This is a genomic window from Nocardioides maradonensis, assembly GCF_054777115.1.
The window spans coordinates 1-17,701 of the sequence record NZ_BAAHAZ010000010.1; the positions used below are offsets into that span (position 1 = coordinate 1).

Sequence of the window (17,701 nt, forward strand, 5' to 3'; positions counted from 1 at the left end):
GCAAGGGCCACACCGTCCTCGGCGTGGTGACCGGCAAGCCCCTGGCCGTCGGCGGCTCCCGCGGCCGCGCCGCCTCCACCAGCCGTGGCGTGGTCGCGATCGCGGTCGAGGCCCTGCGCCACCTCGGCATCGACCCGACCGGGGCGACCGCCGCGGTGCAGGGATTCGGCAAGGTCGGCCGCGGCGCATCCCGGATCCTGACCGAGCAGGGCGTCCAGGTCCTCGCCGTGTCCGACGTCTACGGCGCCCTCTTCTCCGCCGACGGCATCGACATCGCCGCCTTGGAGGCGTGGGTCGACGAGACCGGCTCGATCGTCGGGTTCCCCCACGCCACCCCGATCGACGGCCCCGACGTCCTCACCGCCGACGTCGACGTCCTCGTGCCGGCCGCGATCGAGGGCGTGGTCCACGCCCAGAACGCCGACCAGGTGAAGGCGCGGCTGATCGTGGAGGGCGCCAACGGCCCCCTGACCGCCGAGGCCGACCGCATCCTGCAAGCCCGGGGTGTGCTCGTCGTACCCGACATCCTGGCCAACGCCGGCGGCGTGGTCGTCTCCTACTTCGAGTGGGTCCAGGCCAACCAGTCCTACTGGTGGTCCGAGGACGAGGTCAACGAACGCCTCGTGGACCGGATGACCCGGTCCTGGCACGAGGTCCTCGACTACGCCCGATCCCACCAGCTCACCCTGCGACTCGCGGCCACCTGCCTGGCCGTCGAGCGCGTCCAGCAAGCCCACGAACTGCGAGGCCTCTACCCCTAGCCGAAAGAAGCCTCCCGGCCCGCCGAAAAGACAGTCGTGGCCCGCCGAGATCGCGATCTCGGCGGGCCACAACCCTTCATTCGGCGGGCCACAACTGTCTTTTCGCGCATCCAGCCCGGACAGGCCGGAGCCCCGGCCATCTCGGGACGGCCGGGGCTCCGGGGTTCGGGGCAGCGAGATCAGCGCACGGCGGCGAGGAATTCCCGGGTCCGGGGGTGCTGCGGGTCGCCGACGACCTGGGCCGCCGGGCCGATCTCGACGACGGTGCCGCCGTCGAAGAACGCGACCCGGTCGGCGACCTCGCGGGCGAAGCCGATCTCGTGGGTGACCACGAGCATCGTCATACCGCTGGACGCGAGGTCCCGCATGACGGCGAGCACGTCACCGACCAGCTCCGGGTCGAGCGCCGAGGTGGGCTCGTCGAAGAGCATCAGCCGGGGCTCCATGCACAGCGCCCGGGCGATGGCGACCCGCTGCTGCTGGCCGCCGGAGAGCTGGCGCGGGTAGCTGCCGGCCTTGTCGGCCAGCCCCACCCTCGCCAGCAGCTCCTTCGCCCGCGCCTCGACCTGCGACCGCGGCTGGCCGAGGACCTTGACCGGCGCCTCCATCACGTTCGCGAGCACCGTCATGTGCGGAAACAGGTTGAAGTGCTGGAACACCATCCCGACCTGGGTGCGCTGCCGGCACACCTCGCGGTCGCTCAGCTCGTGCAGCTTCGTGCCGCGCTGCCGGTAGCCGACGATCTCGTCACCGACCCAGATCCGGCCACCGTCGATCGCCTCGAGGTGGTTGATGCAGCGCAGGAAGGTGCTCTTGCCCGATCCGGACGGACCGATCAGGCACATCACCTCACCCTGCTGGATGGTCATGTCGATGCCCTTGAGCACCTCCAGGTGGCCGTAGGACTTGCGGACGCCCTGCGCCCTCACCATCGGCTGGGCCGACAGGGTCCGCGACGGCTGCTCGGCGAGCACGGTCATGACGCGCTCCTCTCGATCGGGGCATGCGTCCGCACCAGCTGACGCAGCCGTTGGAAGGGGGTGGGCGGCAGGGTGCGGTTGCCGCGGGCGTAGCGCCGCTCCAGGTAGTACTGCCCGATGCCGAGCACGGTGGTGACCGCGAGGTACCAGATGCTCGCCACGATGAGCAGCGGGATCGGCTGGAAGTTCTTCGCGTAGATGATCTGGCTGGAGTAGAGCAGGTCGTGCACCGCCAGGACGCTGACCAGCGCGGTCGTCTTCAGCATGCCGATCGTCTCGTTGCCGGTCGGCGGCACGATCACCCGCATCGCCTGCGGCAGGACCACCCGGCGCAGGGTCAGCCCGCGCGACAGACCGAGAGCGCCGGCCGCCTCGCTCTGGCCGTGGTCGACCGACAGGATGCCGGCCCGCACGATCTCCGACATGTACGCCGCCTCGTTCAGCCCGAGCCCGAGCACCGCCGCCAGGAACGGCGTGATCAGCGTGTTCGCGTCGAGGTGCACGCCCGGCAGGCCGAAGGTGATGTCCGGGTAGAGCGCCGCGAGGTTGAACCAGAACAGCAGCTGGACCAGGACCGGCGTACCGCGGAAGAACGAGACGTAGGCGAACGCCGTCCCCCGCAGGACCGGGTTGGCCGAGAGCCGCATCACGGCGAGCACGATGGCCAGCGCGATGCCGATCGCCATGCAGATCGCGGTGAGGACGAGCGTCGTCACCAGGCCGTGCCAGATCGAGATGTCACGCAGGTAGAGCCAGACGACGTCCCAGCCGAAGCGCTTGTTCCGGAAGACGTCGGCGAGCAGCAGAGCGGCGAACGGCCATGAGACCGGCGCTCAGCCAGCGCCACGGGTGCCGACGACGTACGACGGTGAGCTCGGCGAGCTCGACGTCGAGCGGGGCTGCCACAGCGGTCATCGCTCACGCCCCCGGGGTCTTGGAGAGGTTGCTGGCGGGGATGTTCCACTTCGCGGCCAGCTTCTGCACGGTGCCGTCGGCGTACAGCGCCTTGACCGCGGCGCTGACCGCGGGACGCAGCGACGAGCCCTTCTGCAGGGCGATCCCGGTGGGGGCGGCCTGGTAGATGTCGCCGGGCGCGAGCACGAACTTCCCGCCGGACAGCTCGCCCTGGTAGGAGATCGCGGTGCTGTCGGCCATCATCCCCTCGACGCGGCCGCTCGCGAGGGCGAGGATCGCGTCGTTCTGCGACGGGAAGAGCTGGGCGTCGACGGCGGGCTTGCCGGCGGTGGTGCACTGCTGCGAGATCTCGGGCAGCTCGGCGATGGCCTGGGTGGTGCCCTTCTGCGCGGCGATCGAGTGGCCGCAGAGCACCATCGGGTCCATCGAGAGGTTCTTCGGGTTGCCCGGCTGCACCGCGATGCCCGCGCCACCCTGCAGGTAGTCGACGAAGTCGACGACCTTCTGCCGCTCGGGCGTCACCGAGAAGCTCGACTCGGCGAGGTCGTAACGTCCCGCCTGGAGGCCCGTGAGGATCGTGTCGAAGCCGACGTTGACGAGCTTCGCCTTCAGACCCATCTTCTCGGCGACGGCCGTCGCGAACTCGGCGTCGAAGCCGATGATCGTCTTGTTGTCGTTCGCGAACAGCTCGAAGGGCGGGTACGACGCGTCCATCGCGACGCTGACCGCGCCCGCGGACTTGTACTTCGCCGGGACCAGAGCGGCGACGGCCGGGTCGGTCGCCACCGCCGTGACGGCCGAGGACGAGGCAGCCGGGCCTGGGAGGTCGGTCGCGGTCTCCGACGCCGTCGTGCAGGCGGTCAGGGCCGAGGCCAGCGTGGCGCCGGCGGCCAGGGTGAGCAGGAACTTCATGGTGACTCCAGAGGGTGTTGGTCAGGCGAAGCGGGGACGGGCAGGGATCGGCATGCCGGCCGGGTACGTCGTCACGACGCGACCAGCCGGCCTTCACGGGCCACGACGCGGCCGGTCTTGATGACCACCTCGCGGACCGGGAAGCTGACGACGGCCTCGGCGACGGTGCGCGCGCGGACCAGGACCAGGTCCCCGGGCGCACCGACCTCGATGCCGTAGGCGTCCAGGCCGAGAACCCGGGCGGCGTTGGTGGTGGCGCAGGCGAGCGCCAGGGCGATGTCGTCGTCGCGACGCAGCCCGTTGCGGTAGGCCACGTGCATGGCGCGCTGCAGCATGTCGCCGTTGCCGTAGGGGCCCCACAGGTCGCGGATGCCGTCGCTGCCCGCGGCGAGCACCACGCCGGCGTCGCACATCGTGACGGGCGAGGGGACGGGCACGTCGTACACGGCGGCGGTGACGAGGGCGACGCCCGCCTCGGCGAGGGTCTCCGCCAACCGCTGCCGGTGCTCGGGTGGCACGGTGCCCATCGCGTCGGCGTGGCTGAGGGCGACGCGACCCTGCAACCCGTGCTCGACGGTACGGCGGGCGACGAGCTCGATCTCCCAGGCACCCAGCGTGCCGGTGTCGTGCAGGTGCATGTCGATGCCGGCGCCGCGGCGAGCGGCCAGCTCGAAGAGCGCGTCCACCTGGGCGACCGGGTCGCCGTCGACCCCAGCCGGGTCCAGGCCGCCGAGCGTCGTGGCTCCCGCATCCAGCGCGGCCTCGAGCAGCTCCAGCGTGCCCGGGCGGCGGACGACGCCGTCCTGCGGGAACGCGACCTGCTCCACGTCGATCAGGCCGTCGACGGCCTTGGCGGCGCGGGCCACGGCCTCGATGCCGCTCAGGCCCGCGCCCGGGTCCACGTCGGTGTGGGTGCGGATCCGCGTCGTGCCGACGCTCACCATGTGCCGCAGCAGCGCCTCGATGTTCTCGACGGCGGGCAGGCCGAGCTCGGTGCGGCGTACGCGTTCGTTGGCGATCCGGTCGACCAGCCGCGGCCCGGCGCTGTGCGGCTCCCAGGGGCCGCCCCACAACGTCTTGTCGACGTGGCAGTGAGCGTCGATCAGGCCCGGAAGCAGCAGCAGCCCGGACGCGTCGAGCTCGCCCGCACCGGCCGGTGCGGCCTCGCTGCCCGCCGTGGCGACCCGGGCGATGCGGCCGTCGAGGACCAGGACGTCCTGCGACTCGTCGATCCCGGGAACGGTGGCTCCGCGGACGATCAGGCTGTGCGACATGCCCACCTCTCTCGTTGGTATTTGGTATACCGTAAACAGTCGACTGCGATGTGACAAGATTCATGGTGGGTCGGGCGACGACTCCCCGGGAAGGCCGGTCCAGCCGGACCCTTCTCGGATACGAGACAATGCGACGAGGGACAGGAGGGCCGATGACGCACGCGACCAACGCCGACAGCCTCGGCGCGCGCTACCGATCGCTGCGGGACGTCGCGTGCGACGAGCTGCGCGAGCAGATCATCGAGTCGGTGCTCCCCCCGGGTGAGCGGCTCGTCGAGCGCGACATCGCCGACCAGCTCGGCGTCTCCCGGATCGTCGTGCGCGAGGCCATCCAGCAGCTCGCCGGCGAAGGTCTGGTCACCGTTCTCCCCCGGCGCGGCACGCTGGTCTCGCTGCTGGACGTGGAGTCGGCGGAGCACCTGTTCGAGGTGCGGCTGGCGCTCGAGCCGCTCGCCGCCGGCGCGGCCGCCAAGCGCCGCACTGACACCGACCTGCAGCGGCTGGAGGACCTGGTGGCCGACGCCAAGGACGCCGTACGCCGCAAGGACCCGCGGACGACCGCCCGGCTCAACAACGACATCCACGAGGCGGTCGTCGAGGCGGCCCACAACCCGATCCTCACCACCATGATGCGTTCGGTGTCGGGCCAGGTGCTGCGGATGTTCCGCATCGCTCAAGCGGTCGACGCCCACGCCCTGCAGCACGAGCACCGTGAGCTGCTCGACCTGATCCGCAGCGGCAGCGCCGCGAAGGCCGAGCGGCTGATGCGGTCGCACGTGGCCGCCACCCGGGAGTCGACCATCCAGCAGCTCCGCCGCTCGCTGGAGGGCTGAGCCGGGCTCAGCCCGGTCCGTAGCCCGCGAGGAACAGGTCGACGGCTGCCGTCACCGGTCCTCCGACCTCGCCGTGCGCCTCTCCCCCGGTGAGCAGCAGCCGGTTGAGGGGGGCGCCGATGACCAGCCAGCTGAGCTGCTCGGCCGCGACCCGGGTATCCGCCACCCGGAGCCGTCCCTGCGCGTCGAGCCCGGCGAGCACCCCGGCCAAGGCCTGGACGTTGCGCTCCCAGCTCGCCTCCAGGTAGCGGCCCGCCACCTCGGGGAAGCGCTCGGCCTCACTGGTGACCAGACGTCGCATCCGGAGCACCGGAGCGCTCAGGATGCCGGCGCGCATCGCCTCGGCGAGCTCGACCAGGCCGGCACGGGTGTCCGTGCCGTCGGCGAGCCGGTCGAGGAACGGGCGCATCGCATCGCGCCCGGCGGAGGCCCAGTCGTCCACGACCGCGGCGAACAGTCGTTGCTTGGAGGGGTGCTCGCGATAGAGCGAGGCCTTGGAGATCCGGGCCCGGGCCGCGATCTCGTCCATCGTGGCGCCGGCGTACCCCCGCTCGAGGAAGACCTCGCGGGCGACCGCGAGGAGGTCGCTCCCGGTGCTTCCGGCGGGGCGGCCGCGGGGACGAGTGCTGCTCATGCCCGCGAGTTTAGTACTTGACCGGACTAAAAGAGCGGCGTAGCGTCCTTTAGTACCGACTAGTACTCACGGAGCTGATCTCATGGTCATCGGCATCCTCCTCGCGACCGTCGCCTCGTTCCTGTTCAGCGCCGTCCTGTACGGCGCTCCTCCGGTGGCCTCGCTCGTACGGCGCCACAGCACGCCGCTCCCCGGCGTACCGATGCCCGCCCAGGTGGCGGCCGTCCTGGCCCGCAGCCTGGTCGCCGCATGCCTCGTCGCCGGGCTCCTGCACGCCGCCGACTGGTCGGGCGCCGCCACCGGCGCCCTGCTCGGGCTGTCGCTCGGCGTCCTGCCCGCAGCCATCCTGTCGGGCGCGGTCGTGCACGAGTCGGTGCCCGTACGACTGGCGGCCGTGCACGCGATCGACTGGATCGCGAAGCTCACCATCATCGGCGCGCTCGTCGGCGCCTTCCGCTGAACCCAGGAGGAGCCGTGCCCGATCGCAGCGGTCCGCTCGACATCACCTTCGACGCCGTGCTCGGCAAGGTCCGGCCCGGCGACACCTGGACCTGCGTCCAGCTCCCGGACTCGGCCCGCATCTTCGGCACGCGCGGCCTGGTCAAGGTCGCCGGCACCGTCGACGGCGAGCCGTTCGAGGGCGCGTTCATGGCACTCGGCGACGGCACCCACAAGCTGCCCGTCACCGCCGCGGTCCGCCGCGCGATCGGCAAGGGCGACGGCGACACCGTCACGGTCCGCCTGACCCGCCGCCGCAGCTGAGCCCCTTCAGCGCCGCCAGGCCTGACGCAGCACGGCGGACAGCTCGGGACGGGTGACCGGGCGCGGGTTCGCGTAGGGGTGGGCGAGCACCTCGTCGGCCACACGCTCCAGGTCGTCCTCGCCGACGCCGAGCTCCGCCAGTCCCCCAGGTACGCCGAGCCGGTCGCCGAGCGCGAGCAGCTCCGCGGCCGGGTCGTCGACGCCCAGGGCACGCTGCATCGCCGCGAGAGCAGGCGGCACCGCCGGCAGGTTGAAGGCCGCCACGTGCGGCAGGACGATCGCGTGGGTCGTCGCGTGCGGGAGGTCGAACATGCCGCCGAGGACGTGGCAGAGCTTGTGGTGCAGACCCATCGTGGTGGCGCCGAGGCACGCGCCGCACAGCCACGCCCCCTGCAGGGCGGCGGCCCGCGCCGACCCGTCCCGAGGAGAGGCCGCCAGAGCGGGGAGCGCGGCCACGAGGTCGCGCACGCCCTGCTCGGCCATCGCCGCGACCACCGGCGAGCCGTCCGGTGCGTAGAGCGCCTCGACCGCGTGCGCGACGGCGTTGAGACCGCTCGTGACCGAGACGTCGAGGGGAAGACCGAGGGTGAGGTCCGGGTCGTAGACGACCGCTCGCGGGAGCACCGACGGGTCACGGCCGGTCTGCTTGCGGCCTTCGTCGGTGAGCCCCCAGATCGGGGTCATCTCCGAACCGGCGTACGTCGTCGGCACGGCCACGACCGGCTTCCCGGTGCGCAGGGCGAGGGCCTTGCCGAGCCCGGTCGTCGAGCCTCCGCCGGCCGCGACGAAACCGTCCGCACCGAGCTCGTCGGCCACCGCCATCGCCTCGTCGACGGTCGCGACGGGGACGTGCATGCGGGCCTGGTCGTGCACACCCACGCAGCGATCCCCCAGCAGCGCCGCGGCCCGGTCCCCGAGAGCCCGCTGCCCCGGCGTCGACAGCACAAGCACACGGGACAGGCCGAGCCGGTCGACCTCCTCCCCCAGCCGAGCGAGGCTCCCGGGTCCGAAGACGACCCGCATCGGCAGTGCCTCGTACGTGAAGCTCATGCCTCCTCCACGAGGCGTACGTCGAAGCGGGCCCGCCGGAAGGGCACCGGGAGTCCGGCCGCGCGGGCCTCGTCCAGGTCGTCGCACTCCTCGAACTCCCGCACCAGCGACCGCTTGACCGCGAAGACGGCGTCGCTGTCGACGTAGGGGCTGTCGGCGACGAACAGGTGCGTCGTGACCGGCGCGTAGCCCGGCGCGGTGACCTGGAGGTGCACGTGGGCGGGCCGGAACGGGTGCCGCCGCGTGGCGTCGAGCAGCGTGCCGACGGGTCCGTCGGTGGGGATCGGGTAGTGCGACGGGACGACGCTCCGGAACCGGTAGCCGCCGGCTTCGTCGGTGCGGAACACCCCGCGTCCGTTGCCCGGCGGCTGCACGTCCGGCTGCTGCACGTCGTAGAAGCCCTCCGCGGTGCACTGCCACACGTCGACGCTCGCGCCCGCGATCGGGACCCCGGCGATGTCGGTGACGGTCCCGCTGACGAGGCACGGCGTGCCCTGGCCGAGCAGGTCGATGGAGTCCCCGAGCTCCCGCGCTGGCGACTCCGTCATGTGGAACGGCCCCAGCACCGTCCCCTCGGTGGCGTGCTCGTCGCCGTTGATCGTCTCGACCAGCATGGAGATCCCCAGCACGTCGGAGAGCAGCACGAACTCCTGGCGCGTGTCGTCGCACTTCTGGCCCACCGCGGTCAGGAAGGCGATGGCCTGCTCCCACTCGGCCATGCTGGGACGCACCTCGCGCATAAGGGCGTGCAGGTGCGTCGTCACGGCCATCAGGACCTCGCGGACCCGGGCGTCTGGCGTGCTCGAGAAGCTCGCGAGCACCGCGTCCAGCGCGGTCTCCTCGGTGAAGTCCATCAGGCCCCCTCGGCCGGTCGCAGGTGCTCGGCGAACCAGTCGGCGACGAAGGCCGTCCGCTCGTCGGCGTGGTTGTAGATCGTGTGCTCGCCGTCGTCCCAGACCCTCAGTGTCGCCCGGTCGGTCGCGTCGAGGAAAGGCTGCTGCTCGGCCAGCGACACGATCGGGTCGGCGCCGCCGTGCAGCACGAGCACCGCGCCCGCGATCCGGTCGTCGTCGGGCAGGGCGAGCCGGTCGAGGTTGGCCTGCACCCGGTCCAGGTCGGTCGTGCCCAGCATGGCCGCGGCCTGCTCGTCGAAGGTGCGGAACCCGAGCAGCCGTGGCCGGGCGGGCGCCCCGTTGACGCAGATCGCGCTGATCCGTCGGTCGCGGGCGGCGGTCGTGCCGGCGTACAGGCCGCCCATGCTGTTGCCCCAGAGCCCGACCGCACCGCCGAGCGTCGGGTCGGCGAGCGCGACATCCACGAGCGAGGAGTACGCCGCCGGCACGTCCACGTCGAGCATCACACCGCCGAAGCGGGTCAGCCCTTGGCCCGGACCCTCGACGAGCAGGGCGGCCAGACCGCGTGCGACGAGCGCGTCGGCCGCGCGGAGGTACGCCGCTCCCCACCCCGACTGCCCGCCGAACACCAGCACGGTGCCGGCCGCCGGACCGGTCGGGCGGACGAGGAGACCGTGCAGCCGGCCTGCGCCGAACGGCACGGTGACGGACTCCCAACCGGCGATCTGCGCGGCGTCGGCCACCGCGCCTGCGAAGCGCTCGTATAGCTCGACCTTGCGAGGAACGTCGGTGTTGAAGGCCATCTGCGCGAACAGCAGGTCCGCGGCCGCGAGGCGGTAGGCCTCGACGGCTGCCGCTCCGCTCGCGGCCCGAGCCTCGGCGAGCCGGCGGACGGCCAGCTCCTCGAGCACCACGTCCCAGGCCCCGCCCTCGTCCGTGGCGGCCAGCAGCGCAGCGATGTCGGCGTCCGCCATCCCCGCGTCGCGCATCCGGGAGGGCGACATGGACCGCCACAGGACGTCGGCGGGCGGCAGCACGGTCACGCGCCGGCCCCGACCGGGACGACCGCCCACGCCAGCCGCTCGCCGAGCTGGTCCAGTGCCTCCGGCAGGTCCTCGAGCGCTCCGGCCCAGAACAGGTGGTAGTCCGGCCGGCCGATGAACGCGGTGGCGTCGTGCTCGGCCAGCCAGCCGGCGTACCTGCCCTCGACGTCGACCACCGAGTCCGGGGCACCCGGCGCGAGCGTGGCGGTGGTGACCCCCAGCGCCTCGACGAAGGTGAGCCGCTCGGCGTCGAGCACGGCGCGCCAGTCCCCCGCCGCGACCAGCGAGAAGCCACGACCGACCACGTCGTCGAAGAGGCCCTCCCCGCGCTCGGTCCGCACCACAGCCTGCGGCGTCAGCGTGCCGGCGTACGGGCTCACCTGCTCGCCGGTGTGGTGGACGACCCCGGCGACCAGCGTGGGGAACGCCGGTGGCGGCGGCACGTTCCCGGTCCGGAACGCCTCGTCACGTGCGGCCGCCTCGACCGGGTCGTGGGTGTTGGCGACCTTGCCGAGCGCGGTCGAGATCTCGGTGATCGCGGTCGCGTGCGGCCGCCGCTCGGTCTCGTAGGTGTCGAGCAGCTCGTCCCCGGCCAGCCCGCGCAGGACGAGGTCGAGCTTCCAGGCCAGCGTGATCCCGTCACGCATCCCGGAGCACGCACCCTGCCCCATGTACGGCGGCGTCGTGTGCGCCGCGTCGCCGGCGAGGAGGACCCGGCCGCTGCGCCACCGCTCCGCGATCCGGCCCTGGAAGGTGTAGACGACCTGGCGCAGGATCCGTACGTCGTCCGGCCCGAGCCCGTGCGTGTCCCGCAGCCAGCTCCACGCGAACTCCGGGTCCTCGTAGGGAGCCAGGTCCTCACCGGGGAGGACGGCGAGCTCGAAACGCTGCCGGCTCCTGCCGATCGGCATGAACATGTGCCCGCGCAGCGGGTCGCAGAACTGGGTGGTGCGGTCGAACCGTTCCGGGAGCGGATGCAGGCGCTCGGTGTCGATGTTGAGCCAGCGGTCGTCCACCCCGTTGTCGCTGCGCTCGATGCCGAGCGTGGTGCGGACGAAGCTGTTGGCCCCGTCGGCTCCGACCAGGTAGCGGGCGGAGATCGTGCGCTCCTCGTCGCTGTGCGACCACTGCCCGGTGCGCGACTGGCTCCACGGCCGGGCCGTGACCTCGACCCGGTCCCCCGTGTCGCGGAAGCTGACGACGCTCCACCCCTGGTTGATCTCCACGTTCCCGCTCGCGCGGGCACCCGCGTCCACGGCGTCCTCGATGTCGGGCTGGTACATCGAGATGTGCGCGGGGTGCCCGCTGGACTCGCCGCGCCAGTCCAGCTCGATCAGCTGCTCGCCGGCCCCGTTGTAGTAGCGGTAGTAGTCGAGCGGGAGCGCGTCGCGCAGGGCGTGGCCGAGGTCGCCGACCGACGCGATCACGCGAGCGGTCTCGCCGTCGATGTGGGTCAGTCGCGGCAGCCCGTACAGGCCCGGCCAGCGCTCGAAGACGACCACCTGGTGGCCGGCCTTCCCGAGGGCGGATGCCAGCACGAGGCCGGCTGGTCCGTATCCGACGATCGCGACGTCGTACTCGTTGCTCATGAAGGCGACGCTAGGAACGATCGGCGGTCGTGCCGATCCGCTTCACGCCACCCTGATCCGCGACGCGACATGAGCTGTGCGGGCGGTCACATCGTCCGGTTGCGGAGGGTCTGGGACGGCGCCTCGCCGTACCTGTCCTGGTACGCCGCCGCGAACCGCGGCACGTGCGCGAAGCCCCAGCGCAGCGCGATGTCGGCGACCGTCGTGCCGGGACCGGCGGCGAGCAGGTCGTCGTGTGCGCGAGCCAGCCGGACCCGGCGCACGTAGTCGCGCGGGGTGGCGCCGACGTGCTCGTGGAAGTGACGCTGCAGCGACCGCGGCGAGACCCCGGCGATCCGGGCCAAGGACTCGACCGAGTGGTCGCCGGCCGGGTCGGACTCGATCAGGTCGATGACGCGCTTGAGCGGGAGCGGCCGCCGCACGCCCTGCCGGTCGACGAGCTGATCGGTGTAGTTGTGCGGCTGGGCGAGCAGCAGCCCGCTCATCAGGAAGCGGCTCCACGGGTTGTTCTCGCCAGTGCCGGCCAGCCCGGCGGGATCCTCGAGGTCGCGCACCAGCAGGCGAACCGCCTGCGACCACGACTCGGCCGCCGGCGTGGCCAGGTCCATGGCGGGGGCGAACCGGATCGGCCCGGCCACCGGCCTGTCGATCAGCTCCTCGAGGTGGCGCTCCAGGGCGTGCCGCTCGATCCGCACGTGCAGCTGGCCGTACCCGTCGCTGAGCTGCATCTCCGCCATCATCCGCGGCGAGATGATGCCGGCGGTCGTCGCGTCCACCCGGGTCTGCTCGTCGCCGGTGACGAGGAGGTTGTGCCCGGACAGCGCGAGGTTCACGTCGTAGTAGTCGACCTGCTCGGTGAGCTGGACGCGGAGCTCCGCGCCGGCGTTGCGCCCGTAGACGAGCGACACCGGCCCCAGGTCGACCATGGCCAGGTCGGCCTCGACCGGACCCGCCGGCCCGAGCGGCGCAAGGCGGTGAGGAGTCAGGAACCGCGCGACGTTGGCACGGAACTCGTCGATGTTGCTCGTCCGGAGCACCAGGAAGCGCTCCAGGGTCGTCACCGGGCAATGGTAGGGCCGAATGACGTGCATCACACCGGCCGCTGGGTCACAATGGGCCGCTCTCACCTGGAGGTACGTCGTGTCGGAGACCGGATCCCGCCTGCCCAAGCTGCTCGACCCCAAGCGTTCCCTGGAGGTACGCCGGCAGGCGATCACCAACCTGTGGGACTTCCTGGTCCGGGGCGGCATCGCCGACACCACCCGCACGCCCTCGGAGGTGATCGACACCGGGCGCACCCGCGAGCTGCGCCGCTACATCGCCGACGACGGCGTGGAGACGAGCGGCATCCCGGTCCTCCTCGTGCCGCCGCTCGGCGCGCAGGCGTTCTGCTTCGACCTGCGCCAGGGCCTGTCGCTGGCCCAGCACCTCGTCGACACCGGCCGGCCGACCTACCTGGTCGACTACGGGCCGCTCAAGGGTGAGGACCGCTTCCTCGGCATCGAGCACTTCATCAATGACGTGCTGCCGCCGGCGATCCGCAAGGTATCCGAGGACAACGACGGCCAGGACGTGCACCTGGTCGGGTGGTGCATGGGCGGGCTGTTCTCGCTCGGCACCACGGCCGTCCACCAGGATCTGCCGATCCGCTCGGTCGCGATGGTGGCCAGCCCGTTCGACCTGTCCAAGAACCCGCTGCTCGCGCCGGTCCGCGTGATCAGCAAGGTGACCGGCGGCCGGATCATCAGCACCGCGCTCAAGGCGGCCGGCTCCGTGCCTGCGCCGGTGGTGAGCCTGGGCTTCAAGGCGACCGCGGCGACGACGTACCTGAAGAAGCCGAAGACCCTGTGGACCCGCCGTGACGAGCGCGACTTCCTGGGTCAGATCCAGGCCGTCGACGTGATCATGAACGACATGCTCACCTACCCGGGCCGCGCGACGCTGCAGGCCTACCAGAGGCTTGCGGTGCGCAACGAGCTCGCCAGCGGCAAGGTGCAGGGACCGAACCGGATGGTCGACCTGGCCGACGTGACGGTACCCGTGATGAACGTGGCCGGTGAGACCGACGTCCTGGTGCCGGCCCCGGTCGCGCACCACGTGGGTGACCTGCTGCCGAGCTCACCGGACGTCCGGCTGCCGATGGCGCCCGGTGGTCACCTCGGTGTCCTGACCGGCACGAAGGCGCCGGGCACGACCTGGACCTACGTGGACGACTTCCTCTCCGACCACGACTGAGCCGGCGGGGTCTCCAGCGCCAGCACCAGGGCGGCCACGTCCGCCGGACGGTCCAGCCGCCGGCCGGTCTTGTCCTCGAGCCGGCGCAGCCGGTAGCGCACGGTGTTGGCGTGGCAGAACAGCCGCTCGCCGGCCTTCGTCGCGGAGCCGCCGACGTCGACCCAGACCTGCAACGTCTCGAGCAGGGTGTAGCGCTCGGCCTCGGCGAGCGCGTCGAGCGGACCGAGAACCTCGGCCGCCACGCGCTGCGCGACCTCGCCGCCGGCGGCAGCGGCGACCCGCACCGGCTGGTCCTCGAACCGGACGACGCCGCCGTCGGCCGGTGCGGCGGTGCCGGCCAGCCGCGCCAGCTCGGTGGCCCGGGCGGCCGCGCTGATCTCGTCGAACTCCGGGCTCAGGCCGACCCGGGCCGTGCCGCCGCCGAGCACCTCCATGACCCGCTCCAACCGGGTGTCGCCCAGGTCGATGACCCCGACCTGCACGTCGGCGAGCAGCCGCCACGCCGACCGGCAGCCGACCCCGAGCAGGTCCGTCTCGATCCCCGGCAGCGCGAACCGGCCGGGCTGCGCGAGCACCGCCGAGGCCACGGCGAAGCGGCCGGAGACGGGCAGCCCGAGCAGGTCGGCCACCTCCCAGAGCGTGCGCCGGTCGAGCACCCTTCCCCCGAGCAGCGCCTCGACCAGCGCGGACCGCTCGGCCTCCTGGCTGACGATGCGCGCTGTCACTGTCGTGTTGTACGCACGCGCCATCGCCTCGGTGAACACGTCGTGGGCGACCATCGCGTCGGCCGTGGCCGCCAGGATGGAGTCGGCCGAGATCCCGTGCGCCCGAGCCTCGTCGCAGAACCGCTCCCAGGTGACCTGGAAGCCGATCCGGTACGCCGCCAGCACGGCCGGCAGCGGGACGTCGGCCTGGGCGCGGCGAACCCCCGTCGCAGCCGCGGGCGCTGGGTCCGTCGGCACGCCCCGGGCCAGTGCGTCGATGACGAAGCCGATGTTGTCCCCGCAGCTCGACTCGAGGTCGGCGAGGCTGACCGACGACGCATCCCGGTAGAAGGGGATCCGCTCACGCACCCGCTCCGCGACCTCTGCCCCACGCTGGGTCACGGTGTCGAGCAACGATGCGGCGAAAGCGCGCAGCTCTGCGACGTCGTCGGTCATAGGCGGACCCTACGAGAGCCGTCCGACGCAATGAACCCGATGGTGAGGGTCCACAGCGGGAGCCCGCCATCGCTGTGCGAGGTCACGACCGGAATGCCTGCACGCGCGCGTCGGATGGTCCTAGAGTCACCCTCGGACTCGTGAGTCCCGTCACAGCACTGGGGGTAACCGATGGCAGACAACAGCACGGCGGTCGACTCCGTCACCGGGTGGCAGGCGCAGGCCGTCACGGACCCGGAGGGCGCCGCGGCCGCTGCCTGGGAGCGGATCGTCGAGCTCCAGGAGCTCGGCAGGTCCGATCGCTCCACGGCGGAGGCCGAGCTCAACGAGCTGTTCCGCGCCGGCTCCCCCGCCCGCGGGCTGGACGGGCCCACCGACGGCATCCTCGTGCTGACCACGACCACGCGGCTGACCGACGTCGCGCTCAACGCGCTCACCTCGGCCTGGATGCCGTGGGAGGGCAAGCGCTTCGACTCCGAGACCCAGACCGGCGACAACCGGATGACCGACCAGGCCACGCTGGTCAGCAAGGCGCTGTGGCCGCGCTACTCGATGCGCGAGGAGGAGGCCGGCCGGATCGCGTTCGACTTCACGACGTACGTCGAGGCCGGCAAGGACGACCCGGACCGCGAGGTCATGGTCATCGACTACGCCGACATCGACAGCAACCCGCGGCTGCTCATCCGCAGCATCCGCGACGAGCTCGTCCAGCTGGTGCCCGGCGCGTACCTGGGCAAGATCCTCTACCGGCTGCCCACGAAGTCCTACGTGATGCTCGGCTACTTCGCGCTGCGCACCTGAGCCTCGACGTACTCCCTCGACCCCTCCACCGCTCCCGCCGAACCCAGGAGAGACAACCGATGAAGCCCACGCTCGACCCGACCAACCCGCTCGGCCTGGAGTGGTACCAGCACCCCTCGCTCGCGCTGCAGCTCGCCAACCTGTCGAAGGCACGCGACGACCTGCGCGAGAAGAACCTCTTCGAGGGCGAGGGCATGCGCCCCGAGGGCGACATGGGCGAGCCCACGCCCGAGGTGGAGCGGGCCCGTACCCCGGAGGGCACCTGGAACGACCTCGGCTGCCCGATGATGGGCGCCCGCGGCACCGGCTTCGGCCGCAACGTGCCGATCGAGAAGACCGTGGTCGACCGCAAGAACCTGCTCAACCCCGACCCGCGCGAGATCAGCCGCCGGCTGATGGCGCGCGACACCTTCAAGCCCGCGGGCATCCTCAACGCGCTCGGCGCCGCGTGGCTGCAGTTCGAGAACCACAACTGGTTCTTCCACGGCGACGGCCGCGCCGACCGCGTCATCGACATCCCGCTGCAGGAGGGCGACGACTTCCCGGAGAACCCGATGCAGATCCGGGAGACCATCCCGCTGCACGGCGGCGGGATCGAGGACGGCAAGCCGGCTCCCGTGTTCGCCAACCAGGAGACGCACTGGTGGGACGGGTCGCAGATCTACGGCAGCGGCCAGGAGAAGCAGGGCCAGATCCGCACCTTCGTCGACGGCAGGATCAAGGTCGACGACGACGGCCGGCTGCCGGTCAGCGACGTCCCCGGCGTCGACCTGACGGGCATGCAGGAGAACTGGTGGTTCGGCCCGGGCCTGCTGCACACCCTGTTCGCGCGCGAGCACAACTCCGTCGTCACCGCGATCAAGAAGTCCAACCCGGACCTGTCCGACCAGCGGCTCTTCGAGCTCGGCGTGCTCGTCGTCTCGGCGCTCATCGCCAAGATCCACACGGTGGAGTGGACCCCGTGCGTGCTGCGCCACCCCGCGCTGCAGATCGGCATGAGCGCGAACTGGTACGGCGCCCTCGGCGAGACCTTCCGCGACCGGATCGGCCGGCTCGGCGACTCCGAGGCCCTCTCCGGCATCGTCGGCTCGAGCACCGACCACCACGCGGCGCCGTTCTCGCTGACCGAGGAGTTCGTGTCGGTCTACCGGATGCACCCGCTCATCCCCGACGACTGGGACTTCTTCTCGCTGGAGAGCGGCGAGTTCCTGACCCACAAGTACTTCACCGACATCCAGGGCCGCTACACCCGCGACTTCATGGACAGCCTGCAGATGGGCGACATGTGGTACTCCATCGGCAAGGCCAGCGCCGGTGCGGTCTGCCTGAAGAACTACCCGAACGCGCTGCGCAACCTGACCCGCGTCGACGGCCAGGTCACCGACCTCGCCACCCTCGACATCGTCCGCGACCGCGAGCGCGGCGTCCCGCGCTACAACGACTTCCGCGAGGCGCTGCGGATGCCGCGTCGCAAGTCGATCGACGACATCACGCCGAACAAGGCCTGGGCCAAGGAGATCAACGAGCTGTACGGCGGCGACGTCGACCTCGTCGACCTGCAGATCGGCATGCAGGCCGAGCAGCCGCCGAAGGGCTTCGGCTTCTCCGACACGGCGTTCCGGATCTTCATCCTGATGGCCTCGCGCCGGCTGAAGTCCGACCGGTTCTTCACCAAGGACTTCCGCCCGGAGGTCTACACCAAGACCGGCTTCGACTGGGTCAACAACAACACCATGAAGGACGTCCTGCTGCGGCACTACCCTGAGCTGGAGCCGGTGATCGGCGACGTCGAGCGCGTGTTCGCACCATGGCACGAGCTGGGCGAGACCGAGCCGGGCAAGAAGCCGCGGATCATCCGAGCCGCGGACACCGTGAAGGCTTACCTGCCCTGGGGCTGA

Annotated in this window: 19 protein-coding genes; 7 read left to right on the forward strand and 12 right to left on the reverse strand. The window is 71.7% G+C overall.

Annotation, left to right across the window (positions count from 1 at the left end; all coding sequences use genetic code 11):
- On the forward strand, nt 1-761 hold a 761-nt coding region (locus ACYVAQ_RS13170; protein WP_460790219.1), incomplete at its 5' end, for a Glu/Leu/Phe/Val family dehydrogenase.
- 179 nt (nt 762-940) lie between these two features.
- Here ACYVAQ_RS13170 and ACYVAQ_RS13175 read toward each other — a convergent pair.
- The 5 genes from ACYVAQ_RS13175 to ACYVAQ_RS13195 form a co-directional block, all read right to left on the reverse strand.
- Nucleotides 941-1,741, reverse strand: coding sequence for an amino acid ABC transporter ATP-binding protein (locus tag ACYVAQ_RS13175; RefSeq protein WP_460790222.1), 801 nt, complete (start codon nt 1,739-1,741; stop codon nt 941-943).
- Nucleotides 1,738-2,457, reverse strand: a complete 720-nt coding sequence (locus ACYVAQ_RS13180; protein WP_460790223.1) for an amino acid ABC transporter permease — start codon at nt 2,455-2,457, stop codon at nt 1,738-1,740. Before ACYVAQ_RS13180 ends, ACYVAQ_RS13175 begins: the two co-directional genes overlap by 4 nt.
- A 22-nt stretch (nt 2,458-2,479) precedes the next feature.
- Nucleotides 2,480-2,656: a hypothetical protein gene (locus ACYVAQ_RS13185; RefSeq protein ID WP_460790226.1), complete on the reverse strand. Its 177-nt coding sequence runs from the start codon at nt 2,654-2,656 to the stop codon at nt 2,480-2,482.
- A 3-nt stretch (nt 2,657-2,659) separates the two neighbouring features.
- Nucleotides 2,660-3,568, reverse strand: a complete 909-nt coding sequence (locus ACYVAQ_RS13190) for an ABC transporter substrate-binding protein (RefSeq protein WP_460790227.1) — start codon at nt 3,566-3,568, stop codon at nt 2,660-2,662.
- A 71-nt stretch (nt 3,569-3,639) separates the two neighbouring features.
- Nucleotides 3,640-4,842 (reverse strand): amidohydrolase, encoded by a 1,203-nt coding sequence (locus tag ACYVAQ_RS13195; protein WP_460790229.1) that lies wholly within the window; start codon nt 4,840-4,842, stop codon nt 3,640-3,642.
- 152 nt (nt 4,843-4,994) lie between these two features.
- Between ACYVAQ_RS13195 and ACYVAQ_RS13200 the strand changes: the two genes are divergently transcribed.
- Nucleotides 4,995-5,675 carry a GntR family transcriptional regulator gene (locus ACYVAQ_RS13200; RefSeq protein ID WP_460790232.1) on the forward strand — a complete coding sequence of 227 codons (681 nt, stop codon included), beginning with the start codon at nt 4,995-4,997 and terminating at the stop codon, nt 5,673-5,675.
- A 7-nt stretch (nt 5,676-5,682) separates the two neighbouring features.
- Here ACYVAQ_RS13200 and ACYVAQ_RS13205 read toward each other — a convergent pair whose 3' ends face one another.
- Nucleotides 5,683-6,309, reverse strand: coding sequence for a TetR/AcrR family transcriptional regulator (locus ACYVAQ_RS13205; RefSeq protein ID WP_460790233.1), 627 nt, complete (start codon nt 6,307-6,309; stop codon nt 5,683-5,685).
- An 82-nt stretch (nt 6,310-6,391) separates the two neighbouring features.
- Here ACYVAQ_RS13205 and ACYVAQ_RS13210 point away from each other — a divergent pair, with 82 nt between their 5' ends.
- Complete coding sequence (locus ACYVAQ_RS13210; protein WP_460790235.1) at nt 6,392-6,769, forward strand: DUF1761 domain-containing protein; 378 nt, start codon at nt 6,392-6,394, stop codon at nt 6,767-6,769.
- Nucleotides 6,770-6,783: 14 nt separating this feature from the next.
- Nucleotides 6,784-7,071: a DUF1905 domain-containing protein gene (locus ACYVAQ_RS13215; RefSeq protein WP_460790237.1), complete on the forward strand. Its 288-nt coding sequence runs from the start codon at nt 6,784-6,786 to the stop codon at nt 7,069-7,071.
- Between the two features lie 6 nt (nt 7,072-7,077).
- Here the strand turns inward: ACYVAQ_RS13215 and ACYVAQ_RS13220 are convergent, their stop codons facing one another.
- The 5 genes from ACYVAQ_RS13220 to ACYVAQ_RS13240 all read right to left on the reverse strand — a co-directional run bounded on the left by ACYVAQ_RS13220 (nt 7,078) and on the right by ACYVAQ_RS13240 (nt 12,668).
- On the reverse strand, nt 7,078-8,121 hold the full coding sequence (locus tag ACYVAQ_RS13220; protein WP_460790239.1) for a maleylacetate reductase: 1,044 nt from the start codon (nt 8,119-8,121) through the stop codon (nt 7,078-7,080).
- Nucleotides 8,118-8,975, reverse strand: coding sequence for a dioxygenase family protein (locus ACYVAQ_RS13225; RefSeq protein WP_460790241.1), 858 nt, complete (start codon nt 8,973-8,975; stop codon nt 8,118-8,120). Before ACYVAQ_RS13225 ends, ACYVAQ_RS13220 begins: the two co-directional genes overlap by 4 nt.
- The gene (locus ACYVAQ_RS13230; protein WP_460790244.1) at nt 8,975-10,018 is read right to left on the reverse strand and encodes an alpha/beta hydrolase family protein; all 1,044 of its coding nucleotides are present in this window, start codon (nt 10,016-10,018) and stop codon (nt 8,975-8,977) included. Before ACYVAQ_RS13230 ends, ACYVAQ_RS13225 begins: the two co-directional genes overlap by 1 nt.
- On the reverse strand, nt 10,015-11,607 hold the full coding sequence (gene mhpA, locus ACYVAQ_RS13235) for a bifunctional 3-(3-hydroxy-phenyl)propionate/3-hydroxycinnamic acid hydroxylase MhpA (RefSeq protein WP_460790246.1): 1,593 nt from the start codon (nt 11,605-11,607) through the stop codon (nt 10,015-10,017). Before mhpA ends, ACYVAQ_RS13230 begins: the two co-directional genes overlap by 4 nt.
- A gap of 86 nt (nt 11,608-11,693) precedes the next feature.
- Nucleotides 11,694-12,668, reverse strand: coding sequence for an AraC family transcriptional regulator (locus tag ACYVAQ_RS13240; RefSeq protein WP_460790248.1), 975 nt, complete (start codon nt 12,666-12,668; stop codon nt 11,694-11,696).
- A 79-nt stretch (nt 12,669-12,747) separates the two neighbouring features.
- Here ACYVAQ_RS13240 and ACYVAQ_RS13245 point away from each other — a divergent pair, with 79 nt between their 5' ends.
- Nucleotides 12,748-13,842 carry an alpha/beta fold hydrolase gene (locus tag ACYVAQ_RS13245; protein WP_460790251.1) on the forward strand — a complete coding sequence of 365 codons (1,095 nt, stop codon included), beginning with the start codon at nt 12,748-12,750 and terminating at the stop codon, nt 13,840-13,842.
- On the opposite strand, the gene ACYVAQ_RS13250 is transcribed toward ACYVAQ_RS13245, so the two are convergent.
- Nucleotides 13,809-15,002 (reverse strand): PucR family transcriptional regulator, encoded by a 1,194-nt coding sequence (locus ACYVAQ_RS13250; protein ID WP_460790254.1) that lies wholly within the window; start codon nt 15,000-15,002, stop codon nt 13,809-13,811. The genes ACYVAQ_RS13245 and ACYVAQ_RS13250 overlap by 34 nt on opposite strands.
- A gap of 171 nt (nt 15,003-15,173) precedes the next feature.
- Between ACYVAQ_RS13250 and ACYVAQ_RS13255 the strand changes: the two genes are divergently transcribed.
- Both ACYVAQ_RS13255 and ACYVAQ_RS13260 read left to right on the forward strand, forming a co-directional pair.
- A complete protein-coding gene (locus tag ACYVAQ_RS13255; protein ID WP_460790256.1) occupies nt 15,174-15,803 on the forward strand; it encodes a hypothetical protein in 630 nt (209 codons plus the stop codon).
- 59 nt (nt 15,804-15,862) lie between these two features.
- Nucleotides 15,863-17,701, forward strand: a complete 1,839-nt coding sequence (locus ACYVAQ_RS13260) for a peroxidase family protein (protein ID WP_460790259.1) — start codon at nt 15,863-15,865, stop codon at nt 17,699-17,701.